This window comes from Microbacterium sp. TPD7012, assembly GCF_003075395.1.
Lineage (GTDB): Bacteria > Actinomycetota > Actinomycetes > Actinomycetales > Microbacteriaceae > Microbacterium.
Window position 1 is genome coordinate 1 of record NZ_QDFV01000012.1, and the last position, 17,147, is coordinate 17,147.

16 protein-coding genes and 1 pseudogene are annotated in these 17,147 nt (G+C 69.5%); 14 read left to right on the top strand and 3 right to left on the bottom strand.

Annotation, left to right across the window (positions count from 1 at the left end):
• Window positions 1–219 (bottom strand): annotated as a pseudogene (locus tag DC434_RS19575) (ABC transporter permease subunit); the annotation flags it as partial.
• 310 nt (window positions 220–529) lie between these two features.
• On the opposite strand from DC434_RS19575, the gene DC434_RS19580 reads away from it, so the two are divergent.
• The 8 genes from DC434_RS19580 to DC434_RS19615 all read left to right on the top strand — a co-directional run bounded on the left by DC434_RS19580 (window position 530) and on the right by DC434_RS19615 (window position 9,203).
• On the top strand, window positions 530–1,690 hold the full coding sequence (locus tag DC434_RS19580; RefSeq protein ID WP_279303221.1) for an NtaA/DmoA family FMN-dependent monooxygenase: 1,161 nt from the start codon (window positions 530–532) through the stop codon (window positions 1,688–1,690).
• A 135-nt stretch (window positions 1,691–1,825) separates the two neighbouring features.
• Window positions 1,826–3,460, top strand: coding sequence for a TIGR04028 family ABC transporter substrate-binding protein (locus DC434_RS19585; RefSeq protein ID WP_116636999.1), 1,635 nt, complete (start codon window positions 1,826–1,828; stop codon window positions 3,458–3,460).
• Window positions 3,461–3,490: 30 nt separating this feature from the next.
• Complete coding sequence (locus DC434_RS19590; protein WP_116637000.1) at window positions 3,491–4,459, top strand: ABC transporter permease; 969 nt, start codon at window positions 3,491–3,493, stop codon at window positions 4,457–4,459.
• Window positions 4,456–5,349, top strand: a complete 894-nt coding sequence (locus DC434_RS19595) for an ABC transporter permease (RefSeq protein WP_116637001.1) — start codon at window positions 4,456–4,458, stop codon at window positions 5,347–5,349. The genes DC434_RS19590 and DC434_RS19595 overlap by 4 nt, the downstream gene beginning before the upstream one ends.
• Window positions 5,346–6,962 carry an ABC transporter ATP-binding protein gene (locus DC434_RS19600; protein ID WP_116637002.1) on the top strand — a complete coding sequence of 539 codons (1,617 nt, stop codon included), beginning with the start codon at window positions 5,346–5,348 and terminating at the stop codon, window positions 6,960–6,962. The genes DC434_RS19595 and DC434_RS19600 overlap by 4 nt, the downstream gene beginning before the upstream one ends.
• Window positions 6,959–7,978 (top strand): putative FMN-dependent luciferase-like monooxygenase, encoded by a 1,020-nt coding sequence (locus DC434_RS19605; RefSeq protein ID WP_116637003.1) that lies wholly within the window; start codon window positions 6,959–6,961, stop codon window positions 7,976–7,978. The genes DC434_RS19600 and DC434_RS19605 overlap by 4 nt, the downstream gene beginning before the upstream one ends.
• On the top strand, window positions 7,975–8,601 hold the full coding sequence (locus DC434_RS19610) for a CMD domain protein (protein WP_116637004.1): 627 nt from the start codon (window positions 7,975–7,977) through the stop codon (window positions 8,599–8,601). Before DC434_RS19605 ends, DC434_RS19610 begins: the two co-directional genes overlap by 4 nt.
• Window positions 8,598–9,203 carry an alkylhydroperoxidase domain protein gene (locus tag DC434_RS19615; RefSeq protein ID WP_116637005.1) on the top strand — a complete coding sequence of 202 codons (606 nt, stop codon included), beginning with the start codon at window positions 8,598–8,600 and terminating at the stop codon, window positions 9,201–9,203. The genes DC434_RS19610 and DC434_RS19615 overlap by 4 nt, the downstream gene beginning before the upstream one ends.
• Window positions 9,204–9,218: 15 nt before the next feature.
• Here the strand turns inward: DC434_RS19615 and DC434_RS19620 are convergent, their stop codons facing one another.
• The gene (locus DC434_RS19620) at window positions 9,219–10,217 is read right to left on the bottom strand and encodes a LacI family DNA-binding transcriptional regulator (RefSeq protein ID WP_116637006.1); all 999 of its coding nucleotides are present in this window, start codon (window positions 10,215–10,217) and stop codon (window positions 9,219–9,221) included.
• Between the two features lie 153 nt (window positions 10,218–10,370).
• Here DC434_RS19620 and DC434_RS19625 point away from each other — a divergent pair, with 153 nt between their 5' ends.
• The 6 genes from DC434_RS19625 to DC434_RS19650 are packed head-to-tail and all read left to right on the top strand — an operon-like array spanning window position 10,371 to window position 16,163.
• Window positions 10,371–11,663, top strand: coding sequence for a sugar ABC transporter substrate-binding protein (locus DC434_RS19625; protein WP_116637007.1), 1,293 nt, complete (start codon window positions 10,371–10,373; stop codon window positions 11,661–11,663).
• The gene (locus tag DC434_RS19630) at window positions 11,660–12,595 is read left to right on the top strand and encodes a sugar ABC transporter permease (protein WP_116637008.1); all 936 of its coding nucleotides are present in this window, start codon (window positions 11,660–11,662) and stop codon (window positions 12,593–12,595) included. Before DC434_RS19625 ends, DC434_RS19630 begins: the two co-directional genes overlap by 4 nt.
• Window positions 12,592–13,455: a carbohydrate ABC transporter permease gene (locus DC434_RS19635; protein WP_116637009.1), complete on the top strand. Its 864-nt coding sequence runs from the start codon at window positions 12,592–12,594 to the stop codon at window positions 13,453–13,455. The genes DC434_RS19630 and DC434_RS19635 overlap by 4 nt, the downstream gene beginning before the upstream one ends.
• 26 nt (window positions 13,456–13,481) lie before the next feature.
• Window positions 13,482–14,387, top strand: a complete 906-nt coding sequence (locus DC434_RS19640) for a nucleoside hydrolase (RefSeq protein WP_165808137.1) — start codon at window positions 13,482–13,484, stop codon at window positions 14,385–14,387.
• 8 nt (window positions 14,388–14,395) lie between these two features.
• A complete protein-coding gene (locus DC434_RS19645) occupies window positions 14,396–15,220 on the top strand; it encodes a PfkB family carbohydrate kinase (RefSeq protein ID WP_347707153.1) in 825 nt (274 codons plus the stop codon).
• Entirely contained in the window at window positions 15,210–16,163 is a 954-nt protein-coding gene (locus DC434_RS19650) for a nucleoside hydrolase (protein ID WP_116637012.1), read from the top strand. Before DC434_RS19645 ends, DC434_RS19650 begins: the two co-directional genes overlap by 11 nt.
• Here DC434_RS19650 and DC434_RS19655 read toward each other — a convergent pair whose 3' ends face one another.
• Complete coding sequence (locus DC434_RS19655; protein ID WP_116637013.1) at window positions 16,164–17,108, bottom strand: NADP-dependent oxidoreductase; 945 nt, start codon at window positions 17,106–17,108, stop codon at window positions 16,164–16,166.
• Window positions 17,109–17,147 lie beyond the last annotated feature (39 nt).

Genomic DNA, 17,147 nt, shown 5'->3' on the forward strand with positions numbered 1-17,147 from the left:
GTTCTGGAACAGGTTCTGCCGCACCGGGAGCGTCTGCATCGCGGGATCCGAGATGATCAGCGACGGCATCATGAAGTCGTTCCAGGCGTAGAGGAACGCGAAGATGCCGACCGTCGCGCTCATCGGAGCCAGCAGCGGGAAGATCAGCCGCCAGAACGTCTGCCAGGTCGTGGCGCCGTCGATCCGCGCGCTCTCCTCGAGCTCGATCGGGATCGACCGATCAAGAGGCTCTGGCACGCGGTGCCGGCGTACCCGACGATCAGCGAGATCTGGCTCCGCCTGCTGGAGGGCTACGGGCGCCAGTCCGCCTGACAGGCGGGATGCGGCGCGATCGCGCAATCCGCTGTCGTCTCGGCACCGAACAGATCCAGGATTGTTTCTCACATTGACGGCTCTGCGCGCAACCCCGACCCGGATGTCGCACACGTCTTATACGCTCGAACCCACATCTGAGGAGGCAGGACCATGAAGGCTGTACTCGCAGGAACCGTGATCGCCGAGGCCGACGAGAGCGTACCTGCTCGCCCGCATCGATCCGGTCAGCGCGGTGCTGTTCCTCGCCGGCATCACCTCGCGGATCGGGCTCATCGCCACGGTCAACACGACCTACGCCGACCCGTACACGACCGCCCGGTCGCTCGCATCGCTCGACGTGCTCTCCGGGGGCCGTGCCGGGATCAATCTCGTGACCGGCGCCGAGCCGCGCGCCGCGGGCAACCACGGCCGCGACGCGCACGCCGACAACGAGACGCGCTACGACCGCGCCGAGGAGTTCGTCACGGCGCTGCGGCGGCTGTGGGACTCGTGGAGCGACGACGCCTGGATCGCGGATGCCGCGCGCGGCGTGCTCATCGACCCCGAGGGTCTTCGGGCCGCCGATCTGGAGGGCGAGCGGGTGCGGGTCACCGGTCCGTTGAACGTCGCCCGCCCGCCGCAGGGACAGATCCCCATCGTGCACGCCGGCACCTCGCCGCGATCGCGCGCTCTCGCGGCCACGGAGGCCGACCTCGCGCTCATCGCCGCGCCGAGCCTGGCCGACGCGATCGCCACCAGGGAGGGATTGCGAGCCATCGCCGCGGAGGCGGGACGCTCACCCCAGACGCTGAAGGTGATCGCCCCCGTGCTCCCGGTCGTCGCCGACACGGATGCCGCGGCGCACCGCATCGTGGAGCGCCTGCTGGCGCTCGTGCCGCTGGCAGAGGGGCATCAGGCCGCTCGCACGGCTTTCCCGACGAACCGGACCGTCGATGCGCTCGCCGATGCGCTCGGCGTCGCCGCGGACGATCCGCTCCGCGCCGCCGACTTCGACCAGCCGGTGAGCGTCGATGACGCCGCTCGGCTGGGGGAGCGCGGCGCCGCTCTCGTCGAGAGGGTGTCGCGCATCGCCGGCGTCGGCGTCTCGACCGGAGACCCGCTCACCTGGCGGCACCTCGTCGCCGCGCACGCCGTGCCCGCCGCCTTCGTGGTGGGCGACGCGCACGCGATCGCCGATCACTTCGAGACCTGGCGCGACGAGGGCGCGGCCGACGGCTTCAACGTGCTGTCGGCATTCCAGCCGGCGCAGTTCGAGGCGTTCACGCGCCTCGCCGCCCCCGAACTGCGCCGTCGCGGACTGCTCTCCGACGACGACGACCGCGCCGGCGCGACGCTTCGCGATCGCCTGCGTGTGACCTCCCGTGTCGACGCGTGACCGGACGTTTCGTCTCGCGACGGTCGGTGTCCGGCGCTTCGCCGCGCGGCATCCGTCTTCCCTAGCGTGATCCTCACCTCGCACCCCTGAATCACCCGCCGCACTCGTGCACCCGAAGCCCAGGAGGCATCTCCCATGAACCGCCGTCTCATCCGCGCAGCCGCCGTGGCGCTCCCGCTCGTCCTCGCGACGAGCCTCGCCGCCTGCGCCTCCTCGCCGGCCCCGGCCAACGCGCCCGCCGCGGGAAGCGACCCCGTCACCGGCGGCACGCTCACCTATCTCGAGCACCAGACGTACACGAACCTGTACCCGCCGCAGGCCGGCTTCTACCCGAACGGCGGCGTCGTCAACAACATCGCCGCCCGGCTCACCTGGCAGAACCCGGAGTCGCTCGAGATCGAGCCGTGGATCGCCACCGACTGGACCGTGAACGACGACGCGACCGAGTACACGTTCAACCTGAAGCCCGACGTCACCTTCTCGGACGGCACCCCGCTCGACGCCGCGGCCGTCGCGAAGAACTTCGACACCTACGGGCTCGGCGTCGCCGATCGCGGGCTCACGATCTCCGAGGCGATCAACAACTACGCCAGCAGCGAGGTCGTCGACGAGGACACCGTCACGTTCCGGTTCTCGGCTCCGGCGCCCGGCTTCCTGCAGGCCACCTCGACCATCAACTCGGGCCTCCTCTCGCCCGCGACGCTCGACGGCACGATCGAGGACTTCGGCGCGGGCAACGCGGAGGAGATCATCGGCTCCGGCCCCTTCACGGTGACCGACGAGAAGCTCGGCACCGAGTACACGCTCACGGCACGCGACGACTACGCCTGGGCGCCGGAGAGCGCGGAGAACCAGGGGCGCCCCTACGTGGACGCCGTGCACGTGCTCGTCACGCCGGAGGACTCCGTGCGCATCGGCTCGCTGCTCGCCGGCCAGGCCGACTACGTCCGCTACGTGCAGGCCTTCGACGAGGACCGGGTCGAGAGCGCGGGCTTCACCCTCTACGCGCCGCAGACCCGCGGCGTGAACAACGCGATCAGCCTGCGTCCCAGCAACCCGCTGCTCACCGACATCCGCGTCCGCCAGGCGCTGGTGGCCGCGGTCGACGCGCAGGAGGTCGTCGACACCCTCTTCACCGAGAACTACCCGGTCGCGAAGTCGGTCCTGTCGTCCGAGGCCCTCGGCTTCAAGGACGAGTCCGAGCACTACGCCTTCGACCCCGACAAGGCCGAAGAGCTGCTCGACGAGGCGGGATGGAAGCCGGGAGCCGACGGGATCCGCGAGAAGGACGGCGAGCGCCTCGCCTTCACGGTGTACGAGGCCAAGCCGCAGCCCCTCTCGAAGCAGACGCTCGAGCTCGTCGCCCAGCAGCTGGCGAAGGTCGGCGTCGAGCTGACGGTCAAGCCCGGCGATGCCGGAAGCGCGGCCGAGGACAACCGCGACCCGCTCAAGACCGGCTTCTACCACTCGATGGTCGGCCGTGCGGACCTCGACGTGATCAAGAGCCAGTACTTCACGAAGAACCGCGACACTCTCATCTCCAACGACGCCGAGCTCGACGCTCTGCTGCTCGCCGTGGCATCCGAGCCCGATCCCGAGAAGCGCATCGCCGCCTCTCAGGCCGTGCAGGACTACATCGCCGAACAGGCGTATGTGATCCCGCTGTTCGAGGAGCCGCAGGTGTACGGCGCGGCGACCTACGTGCAGGGCGTGGCCTTCGAGTCGGTGGGTCGTCCGACCTTCTCCGGCGTGTGGCTCGCCGAGCACTGATGAGCACGGACTGATGAGCACGGTGCACCGATGAGCTTCGTCCTGCGACGAGCCGGGCAGGCCGCGATCGTTCTGATCGCGGCCTTCACGGCCACCTTCTTCCTGCTGCAGCTGCTTCCGGGCGATGCGATCCTGATCAAGTTCTCGGACCCGAGCCTCGGGCTCTCACCCGATCAGCTCGACAGCATCCGTGCGACCTACGGCGCGGACCTGCCGTGGTGGCAGCAGTATCTGCACGCGGGCCTGGGCTTCCTGGCCGGGGATTTCGGGTACTCCACGCAGTTCGGCACCCCCGTGCTCACGATGCTCGGCGAGGCGCTGCCGTCCACGCTGCTCCTCGCCTTCCTCGGCCTGGTCGTGGCGCTCGTGATCGCGGTGCTCGTCGCCGGGCTCTCATCGCTCGCGCGCTTCGCCTGGCTGCGTGACGGTCTGCGGCAGATCCCCGGGCTGTTCGTCGCGGTGCCGGTCTTCTGGCTCGGCATCCTGCTCATCCAGGTGTTCTCCTTCGGCCTCGGGTGGGTGCCGATCGTCGGCGCCGATCCGGTCTCGGGGCTCGTCCTCCCGGTCCTCACGCTCGCGGTGCCGATCTCGGCACCGCTGGCGCAGGTGCTCGTGCGCAGCATCGATCAGGTGCAGGCCCAGCCGTTCATCACGGTGGTGCGGGCCAAGGGCGCGCCCCCGATCTGGGTCCTCACCCGCTCGGTCGCCCGGAACGCGGCCGTGCCGACGCTCACGATCGCGGGCGTCCTGTTCGGCGAGCTCGTCGGCGGCGCGGTGGTGACGGAGACCGTGTTCGGTCGCACCGGGGTCGGCCGGCTCACCGAGCAGGCCGTGGCGAACCAGGACATCCCGGTGCTGCAGGGCGTGGTCCTGCTGTCGGCGCTGGGCTTCGTGCTCATCAGCTTCGCGGTCGACCTCGTGACGCCGCTCATCGACCCGCGCCAGCGGAGCGTCGCGAGGGCGACGGCACCGCGCGCCCTGCAGGAGGTCCCGGCATGACCGTCCCCGTTCTCACGACTCTTCCCGTCCCGGTCGCCCCGGAACCCGAGGCGGATGCCGTCGCCCCGGCATCCGTCCGCCCCGCGAGGCCGCTGCGGGCGCTGCCGTGGGGTCTGTACCTGGCGATCTCGGTCGTCGTGCTGGCCGTGCTCTGGGCCGTGATCCCCGGGGTCTTCGCGGCGGGCGACCCGCTCACCGGAGCCCCCGCCGACAAGCTGCTGCCTCCGAGCGCCGCCCACTGGTTCGGCACGGACACCCTCGGTCGCGATCTGTTCGGCCGCGTCGTCCACGGCGCGGTGCACTCGCTCTCCGGCGCGCTCATCGCCGTGACGGTCGGCCTCGGCCTCGGCACCCTGATCGGCGCGGTCGCCGGCGCCGTCGGCGGCATCCTCGACGACGTGCTGATGCGGGTCGTCGACGTGCTGCTCGCGATCCCCGGCCTGCTGCTGTCGCTCTCGGTGATCATCCTGCTCGGCTTCGGAACGGTGAACGCCGCGCTCGCGGTCGGTCTGGGCAGCGTCGCGGCCTTCGCGCGCCTCATGCGCGCCGAGGTCGCCAGGGTGCGTCGCACCGAGTACGTCGAGGCGGCGTACGGCAGCGGGGCCACCTTCTTCGCGGTGCTCCGCCGGCATGTGCTCCCGAACTCGCTCACGCCCATCGTGGCGCTCGCCGCCCTGCAGTTCGGCACGGCGATCCTCGCGATCTCGACGCTCGGGTTCCTCGGCTACGGCGCGCCGCCGCCCACTCCCGAATGGGGACTCCTGATCGCCGAGGGGCGCAACTACATCGGGACGGCGTGGTGGCTCACAGCCCTCCCGGGTCTCGTCGTGGTCGCCGTGGTGCTCAGCGCCAACCGCATCAGCCACCGACTCGGAAGGAGCACCCGATGAGCGTCCTCGCAGCGACCGATCTGCGGATCTCGTACGCCGGACGCGAGGTCGTGCACGGCGTCTCGTTCGAGATCCAGGAGGGCGAGACGCTCGCGCTCGTCGGCGAATCCGGATCCGGCAAGTCCACCACCGCGCACGCTCTCCTGGGGCTCCTGCCGCAAGGCGGGCGCGTGGACGGCGGCAGCGTGCGGCTCGGCGATCTCGACATCTCCGGCTGGTCGGACCGTGCTCTGCGCGGCATCCGAGGGCCGGAGATCGGTCTCGTGCCGCAGGATCCGACGACCTCGCTCAACCCGGTGCGTCCCATCGGCGCGCAGGTCGAGGAGATCCTGCGCCTGCACGGGCATCGGGATGGCAGGGCCCGCCGCGCCAGGGTCATCGAGCTGCTCGACCGCGTCGGCATCGACGATCCCGACCTCCGCGCCCGTCAGCATCCGCATGAGCTCTCCGGCGGAATGCGGCAGCGCGTGCTGATCGCCACCGCGATCGCGCTGGGACCCCGGCTGCTGATCGCCGACGAGCCGACGAGCGCCCTCGACGCCACGGTGCAGCGCAAGGTCCTCGACCTGCTCGACGAGCTGCGCCGCGAGGAGGGCACCAGCATCCTGCTCGTGACGCACGACCTCGGCGTCGCCGCCGACCGCGCAGGACGGCTGGTCGTGCTGAAGGACGGCCGGATCGTCGAACAGGGCGCGAGCGAGGACGTGCTCGCCGCTCCGTCCGACGCCTACACGAAGCAGCTCCTCGCCGATGCTCCCGCGTTCACGACGGGCTTCCGCCGTCCGGACGCACCGCCGTTCCTCCGCGATGCGGCCGCGGTCGCGGCGGAGAACCCCTACGCGATCGTGGCCGAGAGGCTCGTGAAGGAGTTCCGGGTCGGCGGACGCGAGCGGTTCCGTGCCGTGGACGACGTGTCGTTCCGTGTGCGCAGGGGAACGACGCATGCGCTCGTGGGGGAGTCCGGCTCGGGGAAGACCACGACCGCCCGGCTCGTCACGCGCTTCCAGCAGCCGGATGCCGGCACGATCGAGATCGCGGGCGACGATGTGACGCGGGCGTCGCGCGAGCAGCTGCGGGCGTTGCGCCGCCGCATCCAGCTCGTGTACCAGAACCCCTTCGCGTCGCTCGATCCGCGCCAGCAGATCGCGGACATCGTCGCCGAGCCGCTGCGGAACTTCCGCCAGGGTTCGCGAGCCGACCAGCGTGCGCGTGCGCTCGCGCTGATCGACCGGGTCTCGCTGCCCGCCGACGTCGCGCGGCGCACGCCGCAGGAGCTGTCCGGCGGGCAGCGCCAGCGCGTGGCGATCGCTCGCGCCCTCGCGATCGACCCGGAGATCGTCGTCCTCGACGAGGCGGTGTCGGCGCTCGACGTGACCGTGCAGGCGCGCATCCTCGAGCTGCTCACCTCGCTGCAGGCCGAGCTCGGCCTCACCTACCTGTTCATCTCGCACGACCTCGCCGTCGTGCGCCGGATCAGCCACACGGTCTCGGTCATGCGCCGCGGCCGGATCGTGGAGGAAGGCCCGACCGAAGAGCTGTTCCACGACCCGCAGCACGACTACACCCGGGAGCTGCTGGCTGCGGTGCCCGGTCGAACGGAGATCCCCGCATGACCGCCCCCACCGTCGCGTTCTTCACCCGTCTGCTCGACGACGCCTCGCCCGCAGAGCGCTACGCCCTCGCGGCCGCGCAGATCCAGCAGGCCGAGAGCGTCGGCATCGGACGGGCATGGGTCGCGCAGCACCACTTCCGCGCGGCGGAGGGCGGTCTTCCCTCGCCCCTGGTGTTCCTCGCGAACATCGCGGCCCGCACCTCGCGGATCCGGCTGGGGACGGGAGTGATCACCCTGCCGCTGGAGGATCCGGTGCGCGTGGCCGAAGACGCCGTGGTCGCCGACCTGCTGTCCGACGGACGGATCGACCTGGGGCTCGGCAGCGGCGGCACGCCATCGTCGTTCGTGCCCTTCGGGGAGGACGTGCGCGACAAGGCGCCGACCTATGATCGCAAGCTCGCGGTGCTGCTCGACGCGCTGAACGGCCGCGACATCGGCGCCGGCAACACGCTCTACCCGGATGCCGCTGACCTCTCCGACCGTGTCTGGCAGGCGACGTTCTCGGCTCCGGGCGGCCACCGCGCCGGCATCCACGGGCACGGACTGCTGCTCTCGCGCACGCAGCCCCGCCGCGACGACGCCCTGCCTGCGCCGTTGTCGGCGCTGCAGGATCCGATCATCGACGCGTACCTCGAGGCTCTTGCCGAGGGGGCGACGCCGCGCATCACCGCCTCTCGCACCGTGTTCGTCGCCGATGACCGGGCCGAGGCGGTGCGCTTCGCCGAGGTCGGGCTGCGGCGGGCGGCCGAGGGGTTCCGCCGACAGGGTCAGACGATCCCCGGCGACAGCATCGACGAGCTGATCGTCGCGCTCGACACGCACCTCGGCACGCCGGAGGAGGTGGCGGAGTCGCTCGCCGCCGACACCACCCTCGCTCGCGCGACGGAGATCGCGTTCCAGGTCCACTCGGTCGACGCCCCGCACGACCACGTGCTGCGTTCGATCGAGCTCTTCGCCGAGCAGGTCGCGCCCGCGCTCGGCTACGCACTCACCGACACCATCAAGGAGAAGGCATGACGCACGACATCGTCGATCAGATCGCGGGGGTGACGCCGGCGCTCGATGCACTGCGTCGTCGTCGCCCCGTCACCAGGGAGCAGCTGCAGGCGAGCTTCGACGCGCTGTTCCGCCCCGTCTCGGACGAGCACGTCTCGCAGGCGGAGCGCGAGCTCGTCGCCGCGTTCGCCACGCGGCTCGCCGGAAGCTCCGACGCGACAGGGACGTTCTACGCCGACCGCGCGCTCGCCGCCGACCCGCATCGCGCGGCCGTCGTGCTGGCCGAGGCGTCGGACGCCGCGGTCGACGGACCGTTCGGCGCGTACACCGAACGCGGCCTGCAGAGCGAGAGCACAGAGGGCGAGCGCTACACGCCGTCGGATGCCGCGGCCGAGGCGCTCGGCAGCCGGGTCGCCGCGGCTCTGGCGCACACGCATCTGCTGGTGTTCCGTCCGCGGGAGGCGTCGTCGGCCGACATCGGTCGACTGCTCGCCGCCGGGTGGTCGGCCGACGGCATCGTCACGCTGTCGCAGCTGGTCTCCTTCCTGGCCTTCCAGCAGCGGGTCATCACGGGGCTCCGGGTGCTCGCCGCCGCCGGTCTCCGGTCGAGCGCGCAGACCGATTCCGATGAGGAGGCAGCATGACCGTCGACGAGAGCGTGCTCACGCACGACGCCCCGCACCCGCACGCCTTCACCCGTGGCGAGGTCGGCTGGCTGCCGCACCTCTCGCCGCTGGCCGAGGACGAGCTCACCGAGCGCCACTACGACGGACTCGTCGATGCGGCCCGGGCCAAGAACGACTACTTCCGTCTGCTCGCCCGTGACCCCGAGATCCTGAAGGCGCGGACGCTCGTCGACAAGGACATCTTCTACAACGTCGCCGAGGGTCTTCCTCGGGCCGAGCGCGAGCTCGCGGCGACGGCGGCCTCGCGCCGCAACGGGTGCGTGTTCTGCGCGTCGGTGCACGCGCGCTTCGCGGCCCACCACGGCAAGCGCGTCGACGATGTCGACCGCCTGCTCGACGAGGGCGTGGAGGCGGACCTCGGCGAGCGGTGGAACGCCGTCGTCGCGGCATCCGTCGCCCTCACCGACACACCCGGCGCCTTCGGGGAAGCCGAGATCGCGCGGCTCCGTGCGGCCGGCCTCGACGACCTGGAGATCGCCGACGTCATCCACGGTGCGGCCTTCTTCAACTGGGCGAACCGGCTGATGCTGTCGATCGGACGGCCGGTCGCCCCGGCGTGACGCGGATGCGGGCGATCAGGGCCCGACGCCGTCGTGCGAACCGCAGGACTCCCGGAGCACGAGCTCGAACTGTGCGGTCTCGTGCACCGGGAGTTCGGTCTGCCCGGTGAGGAGGGCGATCACGCGCTCCGCCATCTGCATCACCGGCTGTCGGACGGTCGTGAGCGGGGGATAGGTGTACGCGGAGTGCTCGGTGCCGTCGAACCCGGTGACCGCGACATCGGCGGGGATGGCCAGGCCGAGACGGTGGCAGGCGAACATCACCCCGTGAGCCTGCTCGTCCGTCGAGCAGTAGAAGGCGCGCGGTCGGGAGGGCCGGGCGAGCACGTCGAGGGCGACCTGTGCGGCGTGCGCGCGAGAGATCTCGGTCTGCATCTCGACGGTCTCGACTGCTTCGTGGTGGGCCTCGATCGCACGGAAGAAACCCTCGCGGTGCTGGCGTGACCCGGCGGAGTCATGCGGCCCGTTGAGCAGAGCGATGGATCCGTATCCGTGTGCGAGCAGGTGAGCTGTCGCGGCGTGCGCTGCGGCCCGGTAGTCGATCGAGATCGAAGACGCCTGCTGTCCGGGATCGACCGGATGCAGCACGGCGATGGGGATGCCCGCTTCGGTGAACGGGCGGAGATCGGGGGCGTCGGACAAGGAGACCATCACGACGGAATCGACACGCCGTTCGACGAACGCCGCCACGTGCGACTGCTCGCGCTCGACGTTGAGTCCTGAGTCGCCGATCAGCAGCAGGTTCCCCTGTGCTGCCGCAGCCTCTTCCAGTGCCCGTGCGAGTTCTCCGAAGAACCTGTTCGCGATGTCGGGCACGATCAGCCCGATCGAGAGCGTCCTGCCGAAACTCAGCGCCCGCGCCAGCGCATTCGGCCGATAGTTGAGTTCGGTGGCCGCCTGCAGCACCTTCTCGCGCGTGGACGGTGCCACATTGCGCGGACCGTTGTTGAACACGTAGCTGACGACGGCCGTCGAGGTGCCGGCCCTGTCGGCGACGTCTCTGGCGGTGGCCATTGGGCTCTCCCCACTAAGCGGTTAGATATCGAACGTCAGCGTAGCACCGAGTTCGCCCAACCGGGCCTTGATTCAGCGCAGATCAACGGCTATAGTCCATCTAACCGCATCGTCTAACCGCATAGATATGATGCTCATTCAAGGGAGAAGAAGATGAAGCGACAAGTCGCCCTGATCGCGGGGCTGGCCGTTGCCGCTCTCGCTCTGTCGAGCTGCTCCGGCTCGGATGCCGGCACGACGGACTCCGAGGATGCCGCAGGCACCGTGCGATTCCTGGGGCCGGAAGACCCGAAGACGTTCGCCCCGGTGATCGCCGCCTTCGAGGAGAGCCACCCCGACATCACCGTCGAATACACGCAGGTCCCTTTCGATCAGTACGCCACCACGCTCCAGCAGCGGCTCTCGGCGAAGGACGACACGATCGACGTGTTCGCGGTCGATCAGCCGAACCTCGCGCAGATCGCGGCGCAGGGCTTCCTCGAGGACCTGAGCGCTCTGAAGGCGGAGGCGAAGGACGCGACTTCGGCAGCGCAGTTCGAGATCAACATCTATGACGACAAGATGTACGCACTGTCGATCTGGAACTCGACGCAGATGCTGTTCTACAACAAGGATCTCCTCGCAGCGGCCGGCATCGACGCTCCCTCCGTCGAGCCGGCGGAGCGGTGGACCTGGGAGCAGACGGCCGACGCCGGACGCGCGGCCCAGGCCGCCGGTGCCGAATCGGGTCTGCTCCTCGAGCAGGTCGAGGCCTACTATCAGCTGCAGCCCCTCATCGAGTCCGCCGGTGGCGGATCGGGGATCTCCGGCCCGGAGATGCTCGACCTCGATGTCACCGATGACGGGTGGCAGAAGGCGTTGTCCTGGTACGCGGAGTCCTTCGAATCCGGGTTGTCGCCGCGCGGTGTCGGTGGCTTCCAGACGAGCGCCGTCTTCACCGATCAGAAGGTCGCGTTCTTCGTGGGCGGACCATGGGACGTCGGAGGATTCGCCGCCAACGCGGCGTTCGACTGGGGCATCGCTCCTCAGCCGTACTTCGAGGGCGGAGCAGAGGTGACGCCGACGGGGTCATGGTCGTGGGGCATCAACACCGCCTCGACGAACAAGGCCGCCGCGCAGGAGTTCCTCGAGTTCGCGGCGCTCGATCCGACGGGAAACCTCGCCACCACCGAGGCGACGACGATCATCCCGGCGAACACCGAGGCCGCAGCCGAGTATCTCCCCACTCTCGAAGGGCTCGCCGGCGAACACGGTGCCGGAGTCGCGGAGCTCATCACGTCCGAGATCGACGACACGGCTGTCGCGCGACCGGTGTCGGTGGGCTACGTCCAGTTCGAGTCGCTCATCAACAAGGCGTTCGGTGACATCCGCAACGGGGCCGACCCCGCGGAACGTCTCGAGCAGGCCCAGTCGCAGATCGAAGACGCATGGAGTCAGCTGCAATGACCGTCATGACCAAGGGCGCGGGAGAGGCCGCAGGCCGCTCCCGCGCCCGGGGGAGATACGGCGAGCGCCGATCCGGAAGCGTCGCGGGGATCGCCCTCCTCTTCCTCCTACCCGCGCTCGTCGCCCTGGTACTGCTCCGGCTCGCTCCGGCCGCGGTGGCGCTCGTCGACAGCCTGTCCCGAACGACCCTGCTCGGAGGCACGTCCTTCGTCGGTCTGGGCAACTACCTGGACCTCTTCTCGAATCCGGACTTCCAGAACTCCCTCGCCGTCACCCTGCTCTTCGCGGTCGTCATCAACCCGCTGCAGATCGCGGCGGCATTCCTCCTCGCGGTGCTCTTCACCCGACGGGCTCTCGGGTCGAAGTTCTGGCGCTCGATGGTGATCCTTCCGATCGCCGTGCCGCCGGCGGTCTCGGCGGTCGTCTGGAGCGTCATCTACCGCCCGGACGGACTCGCCAACGGCTTCCTCGCGATCATCGGCATCCCGCCGCAGCCCTTCCTCACCTCGCCCTACCAGGCGCTGCTGTCGATCATGATCCTGTTGTCCTGGATCGGGGTCGGCTACTGGATGATGTTCCTCATCGCGGGGCTCAACGACATCCCGACGTCGTACTACGAAGCGGCCTCGCTCGACGGAGCCTCGTGGTGGCGGCAGACCTGGTCGATCACGCTTCCGCTGCTGCGCCGTCCGCTGGCTTTCGTCCTCGTCGCCGACACCGTCTCGAACTTCCTGGTCTTCGCGCCCGTGCAGATCCTCACCAAGGGTGGGCCGAGCGGCTCCACGAACCTCCTGATGCACGACCTCTACACGCGTGCGTACACCTTCGGCGACATCAACAAGGCCCAGGCCGAGGTCGTCATCCTCGTGCTCGTCACCGTGGTGATCGTCGCCCTGCAGTTCCGCCTGCTCAAGACCGAGGACCAGCCGTGACCACGATCATCTCGACGCGACGACCGTTCTCGCGCAAGACCGTCCTGCTGGTCTGGTCGACTCTGCTGTCGGTCACGGTGGGCATCGCCTTCCTCATCCCGCTGTGGTGGACCTTCATCAACTCGCTCCGACCCGGAGCGGAGACCTTCAGCTACCTCAATCCGCTGCAGTGGCAGACCTTCTTCACCGTTACGCCGACCCTCGACAACTACGCCGCACTGCTCGAGAGCGACCTCGGCCGCGCCATCCTCAACTCGCTGTTCGTGAGCGTCGTGACGGTGGTCGCTGGGCTCGTCGTCTGCGCGACGGCCGCGTTCGCGCTCTCGGCGTTCCGGTTCCGTGGGCAGGCAGCGCTCTTCTCGGTCGTCATCCTGTCGTTCCTCATCCCGTTCGATGCGATCGCCATCCCCCTCGCGGCCATGTTCCGCGACTGGCAGCTGCAGAACACCTTCCTCGGCCTCATCCTCCCGGGGATCGGCAACGGCATGGCGATCTTCCTGCTGCGCACCTTCTTCCTCGCCATCCCGGAGGAGCTGGTCGAGGCGGGGCGACTGGACGGACTCGGATGGTGGGGTATCTTCACCCGCATCTACCTGCCGCTCTCCCGCCCTGCTCTCATCGGTGCAGGTCTCATGCTGTTCCTCTTCCAGTGGCAGGCGTACGTCTGGCCCCTGCTGATGGGAACCGACGAGGAGCACATCCTCGGTCCGGTCGCGCTGTCGAACATGCAGGGCCAGTTCCAGGTCGACTACGGCGTCCTCTTCGCCGCGTCGATGATCCTCGTCCTCATCCCGTTGGCGATCATCCTCAGCTTCCAGCGGTACTTCATCCAGTCGGTCAGCACGACCGGTCTGAAATGACCGCGAACTCTCGAAAGGCACCTCAGATGTCCGCACCTCACCGCGTCATCCTCGACACCGACATCGGAACGGATGTCGATGACCTGATGGCATTGGCGCTGATCCTCGGGTCGCCGAGCATCGAACTCATCGGCGTCACCACGGTCTACGGCGACACCGCCCTGCGCGGACGGATGACCAAGCGCATCGCCGAGATCGCGGGCGTGACCATCCCCGTTCATGCGGGAGAGAGCGCCACGCTCTCGGGGCGTGAGGTCTGGTGGGCAGGTCACGAGGCGAGGCTGTACGACGGGCTCGAAGCGCACGAGCTCGATGGAGCTGATGCGGTCGGATACCTCATCGACGCGGTCTGCGCCAGCCCCGGGACCGTCGACGTACTTGCCATCGGTCCGCTCACCAACATCGCGGCGGCGATCGAACGCGACCCGCGATTCGCCCCCGCGGTTCGGCACCTGTGGATCATGGGAGGGTCCTTTTCCGATGACAAGGCGGAGCACAACTTCCAGAGCGATACCGACGCAGCGTCGGTCGTCTTCGCTTCCGGGATTCCCACCACAGTGGCCGGACTGGACGTCACGCGGCTCATCGAGATGGGACGCGAGGCCCTCGGACGCATGAGTTCCTCCGGCCCGCTAGGGCGCGTGATCGAGGCGGAGATCGTGCAGTGGTGGGAGTTCTGGGGCACGGAGTGGAACGTGCCCCACGATCCCGTGACGGTCCTGACCCTGACGCAACCGGGGCTGTTCACCTTCTCACCCGAGGGGCATGTGGAGATCGTCAGCGACGGTGACGACGAGGGCATCAGCAGATTCCACGTCGGCGAAGGACACACGAGAGTCGTCACCGGACTCGACGCACACGCCGTCGCCGAGGCGATCGTCGAAGGAATCAGCCGTGCGTCGTTCCGAGCTCCCGCCGGCGAGGCGCGATGACCGGCGACGTGAGACTGACTGTCGTCGGTGCGATCAACGTGGACCTCACGGCGCGGGTCTCCCGGGCTCCGGCCCGAGGCGAGACGGTGGGCGACGGCTCCCTCACCCGACAAGCAGGCGGCAAAGGAGCGAATCAGGCGGCCGCTGCAGCCCGTCTGGGCGCGGACGTCCGGCTCCTCGGCGCGGTCGGAGACGACGCGGAAGGACGGGAGATGCGGCGGGAGCTCGCACGGGCCGGAGTGGACGTCTCGTCCGTGCAGACGGTGCCCGACGCCACCGGCACGGCGTTGATCGTCGTGGATTCCGAGGGCGAGAACTCGATCGTGGTCTGCCCAGGAGCGAACGCGAGCATCGACTCCGGTGCGTTGCGCGTCGAGCCGGGGGAAGCCCTCCTCGTGCAGCTCGAGGTGCGGGATGAGGTGGTCGTCGCCGCCGCGCGACAGGCGACGGGAATGTTCGCCGTGAACGCGTCCCCTGCTCGCAAGATCCCGCATGAGGTCCTCCACCGGGCGGATCTCATCATCGTGAACGAGACCGAGTACGGCCAGCTGCCGGAAGTCCACGACGTACCGCTTCTGGCGGTCACCCTCGGTGCCGCAGGCGCGATTCTGCTCGAACGCGGTGTGGAGGTCGCACGTGCAGTCGGTCTCACGACTGACGTGCGCAACTCCGTCGGAGCCGGTGACGCGTTCGCTGCGGCACTGATGATCAGCATCGCGCGGGGAGACGCCTATCCCCAGGCACTGCAGCTCGCGTGTGCCGTCGGTGCCGCTGCCGTGGCGGATGAACGATCGCAGCCGTCGCTGAACCTGCTCGACTCCTATGCGAGGTAAGACATCCGGGCGCCCGACCCGCCCCATCTTCGTCGACTGCGACACGGGCATCGACGACGCGCTCGCGCTCGCGTATCTTCTCTCCGACCCGGATGTGGAGATCGTCGGGGTGGGAACGGTATCGGGCAACGTGTCGGCATCGCGGGCGGCCGCCAACACGCTGGCGCTTCTGGAAGCAGCGGACCGTGCGGACATCCCTGTCGCTGTCGGCCGTGGACATCCTCTCCGCGGCGAGTTCAGCGGCGGTGCTCCGCATGTCCATGGTCGAAACGGTGTCGGCGGCATCGCCCTCGGGAAGGCTCGTCGAGCGCCGGAGGGCAGGTCGGCGATCGAACTCCTCGACGATCTGGCGCTGCAGCATCCTGGTCTGACTCTGCTTGCTCTCGGCCCCCTGACCAATGTCGCCGAGGCCGTCGAGTCGCGCCCCCACCTGGTGGACGCGATCGATCGGGTCGTGGTCATGGGGGGAGCGTTCTCGCACGCCGGAAACGTGAGCGCTGCCGCTGAGGCGAACATCTACAATGACCCGGAAGCTGCGGGCACCGTGTTCGCGGCGTCCTGGCCGCTCACCATCGTGCCGCTGGACGTCACGATGCGGCATGCGCTGACCGACGCGCATCGGGTTGAACTGGCCCGCGTACGGGGCGCGGTGCCGCAGGCGCTCGTTCGGATGCTCGACGTCTATCTGGACTTCTACCATGGCGTGTACGGGGCACGGCAGGGGGCGCTGCATGACCCTCTCGCGGCGATGATCGCGGCAGGAGCCCTGCGCGTCACCTCATCGGAGTGCGCGGGTATCGGTGCTCTGCTCGACGGCGCGGATCGCGGCCGAACGGTCTACCGCGACGGCCCGCCGTCCGCGCACCACGAGGTCGTTCTCGAGGTCGACGGGAACGGCGCAGACGTGTTGCTGTCCGGCATCCGACGGCACCCGTGGCCGTGACTAGGGGACGAGGATGATCTTGCCCGGGGCGGCGCCGGATTCCATGAGCTCATGGGCCTGCGCCGCTTCGGCGAGCGGAAGCTCCGGGCCGAGCTCGATCGTGAAGTCGCCGGCCGCGAGCAGCTCGACGGTCTTCGGGAGCGCCTCGGCACGCCAGGCGAGCTCCTCGTCGGTCAGGGGCACGGGGGAGCCCCCGGAGAACGCGCGGATGCCGAACGACGCGGCATCCGGGCCCCGCACGATCGTCGCGATCCGGTCCCGGTCCGCGACGAGGGCGAGAGAGGTCTCGATCGCCTCGTCGGTGCCCGCGCAGTCCAGGACGACCGTGACCGGAGCAGGTGCGGCCTCTCGCACGCGCTCCAGGAGGCCCGCGTCGTAGGAGATCGGGATGGCTCCGAGCTCGCGCAGCTGATCGTGGCGCGCGGGGCTCGCGGTGGCGATCACCGTCGCGCCCCAGGCCACGGCGAACTGCACGGCGGCCTGCCCCACGGCGCCGGAGCCGGCGTGGACGAGCAGCACGTCGCCATCGGTCACGCCGAGTGATCGCAGCGCCTGGTAGGCGGTGCCCGCAGGGATGCCGATCGCCGCTCCCTCGGCCGCGGTCACGGCATCCGGAAGGGCGACGAGCTTCCCGGTCGGGATCGCCAGCGCCGAGGCGTAGGTGCCGAGCGCATCACGGATCGCGACTCGGTCGCCGACCCCGAAGTCGTCGACCCCTTCGCCGAGGACCTCGACGACGCCCGCGCCATCGAAGCCGACCGGCCGCGGCTCGGTGATGTCCGGCGACGGGCGCTTGCGGCTGCGCAGCTTCGCGTCGATCGGGTTCACACCGGCGGCCTCGATCCGCACGACCACCTCGCCGCGTGCTGCGACGGGGTCGGGGACCTCGATCTGGTGAAGGACTGCGGGGGATCCGAACTCGGTGTAGACGATCGCGCGTGCCATGGCTTCAGGGTACTCGCCGCGTTTCGTCTCGCTGGCGCT

What these genes read in the sequence shown, in the direction of transcription:
- DC434_RS19585 (WP_116636999.1), top strand. Translation starts at nt 1,826, where the DNA reads ATGAACCGCCGTCTCATCCGCGCAGCCGCCGTGGCGCTCCCGCTCGTC.
- DC434_RS19590 (WP_116637000.1), top strand. Translation starts at nt 3,491, where the DNA reads ATGAGCTTCGTCCTGCGACGAGCCGGGCAGGCCGCGATCGTTCTGATC.
- DC434_RS19595 (WP_116637001.1), top strand. Translation starts at nt 4,456, where the DNA reads ATGACCGTCCCCGTTCTCACGACTCTTCCCGTCCCGGTCGCCCCGGAA.
- DC434_RS19600 (WP_116637002.1), top strand. Translation starts at nt 5,346, where the DNA reads ATGAGCGTCCTCGCAGCGACCGATCTGCGGATCTCGTACGCCGGACGC.
- DC434_RS19605 (WP_116637003.1), top strand. Translation starts at nt 6,959, where the DNA reads ATGACCGCCCCCACCGTCGCGTTCTTCACCCGTCTGCTCGACGACGCC.
- DC434_RS19610 (WP_116637004.1), top strand. Translation starts at nt 7,975, where the DNA reads ATGACGCACGACATCGTCGATCAGATCGCGGGGGTGACGCCGGCGCTC.
- DC434_RS19615 (WP_116637005.1), top strand. Translation starts at nt 8,598, where the DNA reads ATGACCGTCGACGAGAGCGTGCTCACGCACGACGCCCCGCACCCGCAC.
- DC434_RS19620 (WP_116637006.1), bottom strand. Translation starts at nt 10,217, where the DNA reads ATGGCCACCGCCAGAGACGTCGCCGACAGGGCCGGCACCTCGACGGCC.
- DC434_RS19625 (WP_116637007.1), top strand. Translation starts at nt 10,371, where the DNA reads ATGAAGCGACAAGTCGCCCTGATCGCGGGGCTGGCCGTTGCCGCTCTC.
- DC434_RS19630 (WP_116637008.1), top strand. Translation starts at nt 11,660, where the DNA reads ATGACCGTCATGACCAAGGGCGCGGGAGAGGCCGCAGGCCGCTCCCGC.
- DC434_RS19640 (WP_165808137.1), top strand. Translation starts at nt 13,482, where the DNA reads ATGTCCGCACCTCACCGCGTCATCCTCGACACCGACATCGGAACGGAT.
- DC434_RS19650 (WP_116637012.1), top strand. Translation starts at nt 15,210, where the DNA reads ATGCGAGGTAAGACATCCGGGCGCCCGACCCGCCCCATCTTCGTCGAC.
- DC434_RS19655 (WP_116637013.1), bottom strand. Translation starts at nt 17,108, where the DNA reads ATGGCACGCGCGATCGTCTACACCGAGTTCGGATCCCCCGCAGTCCTT.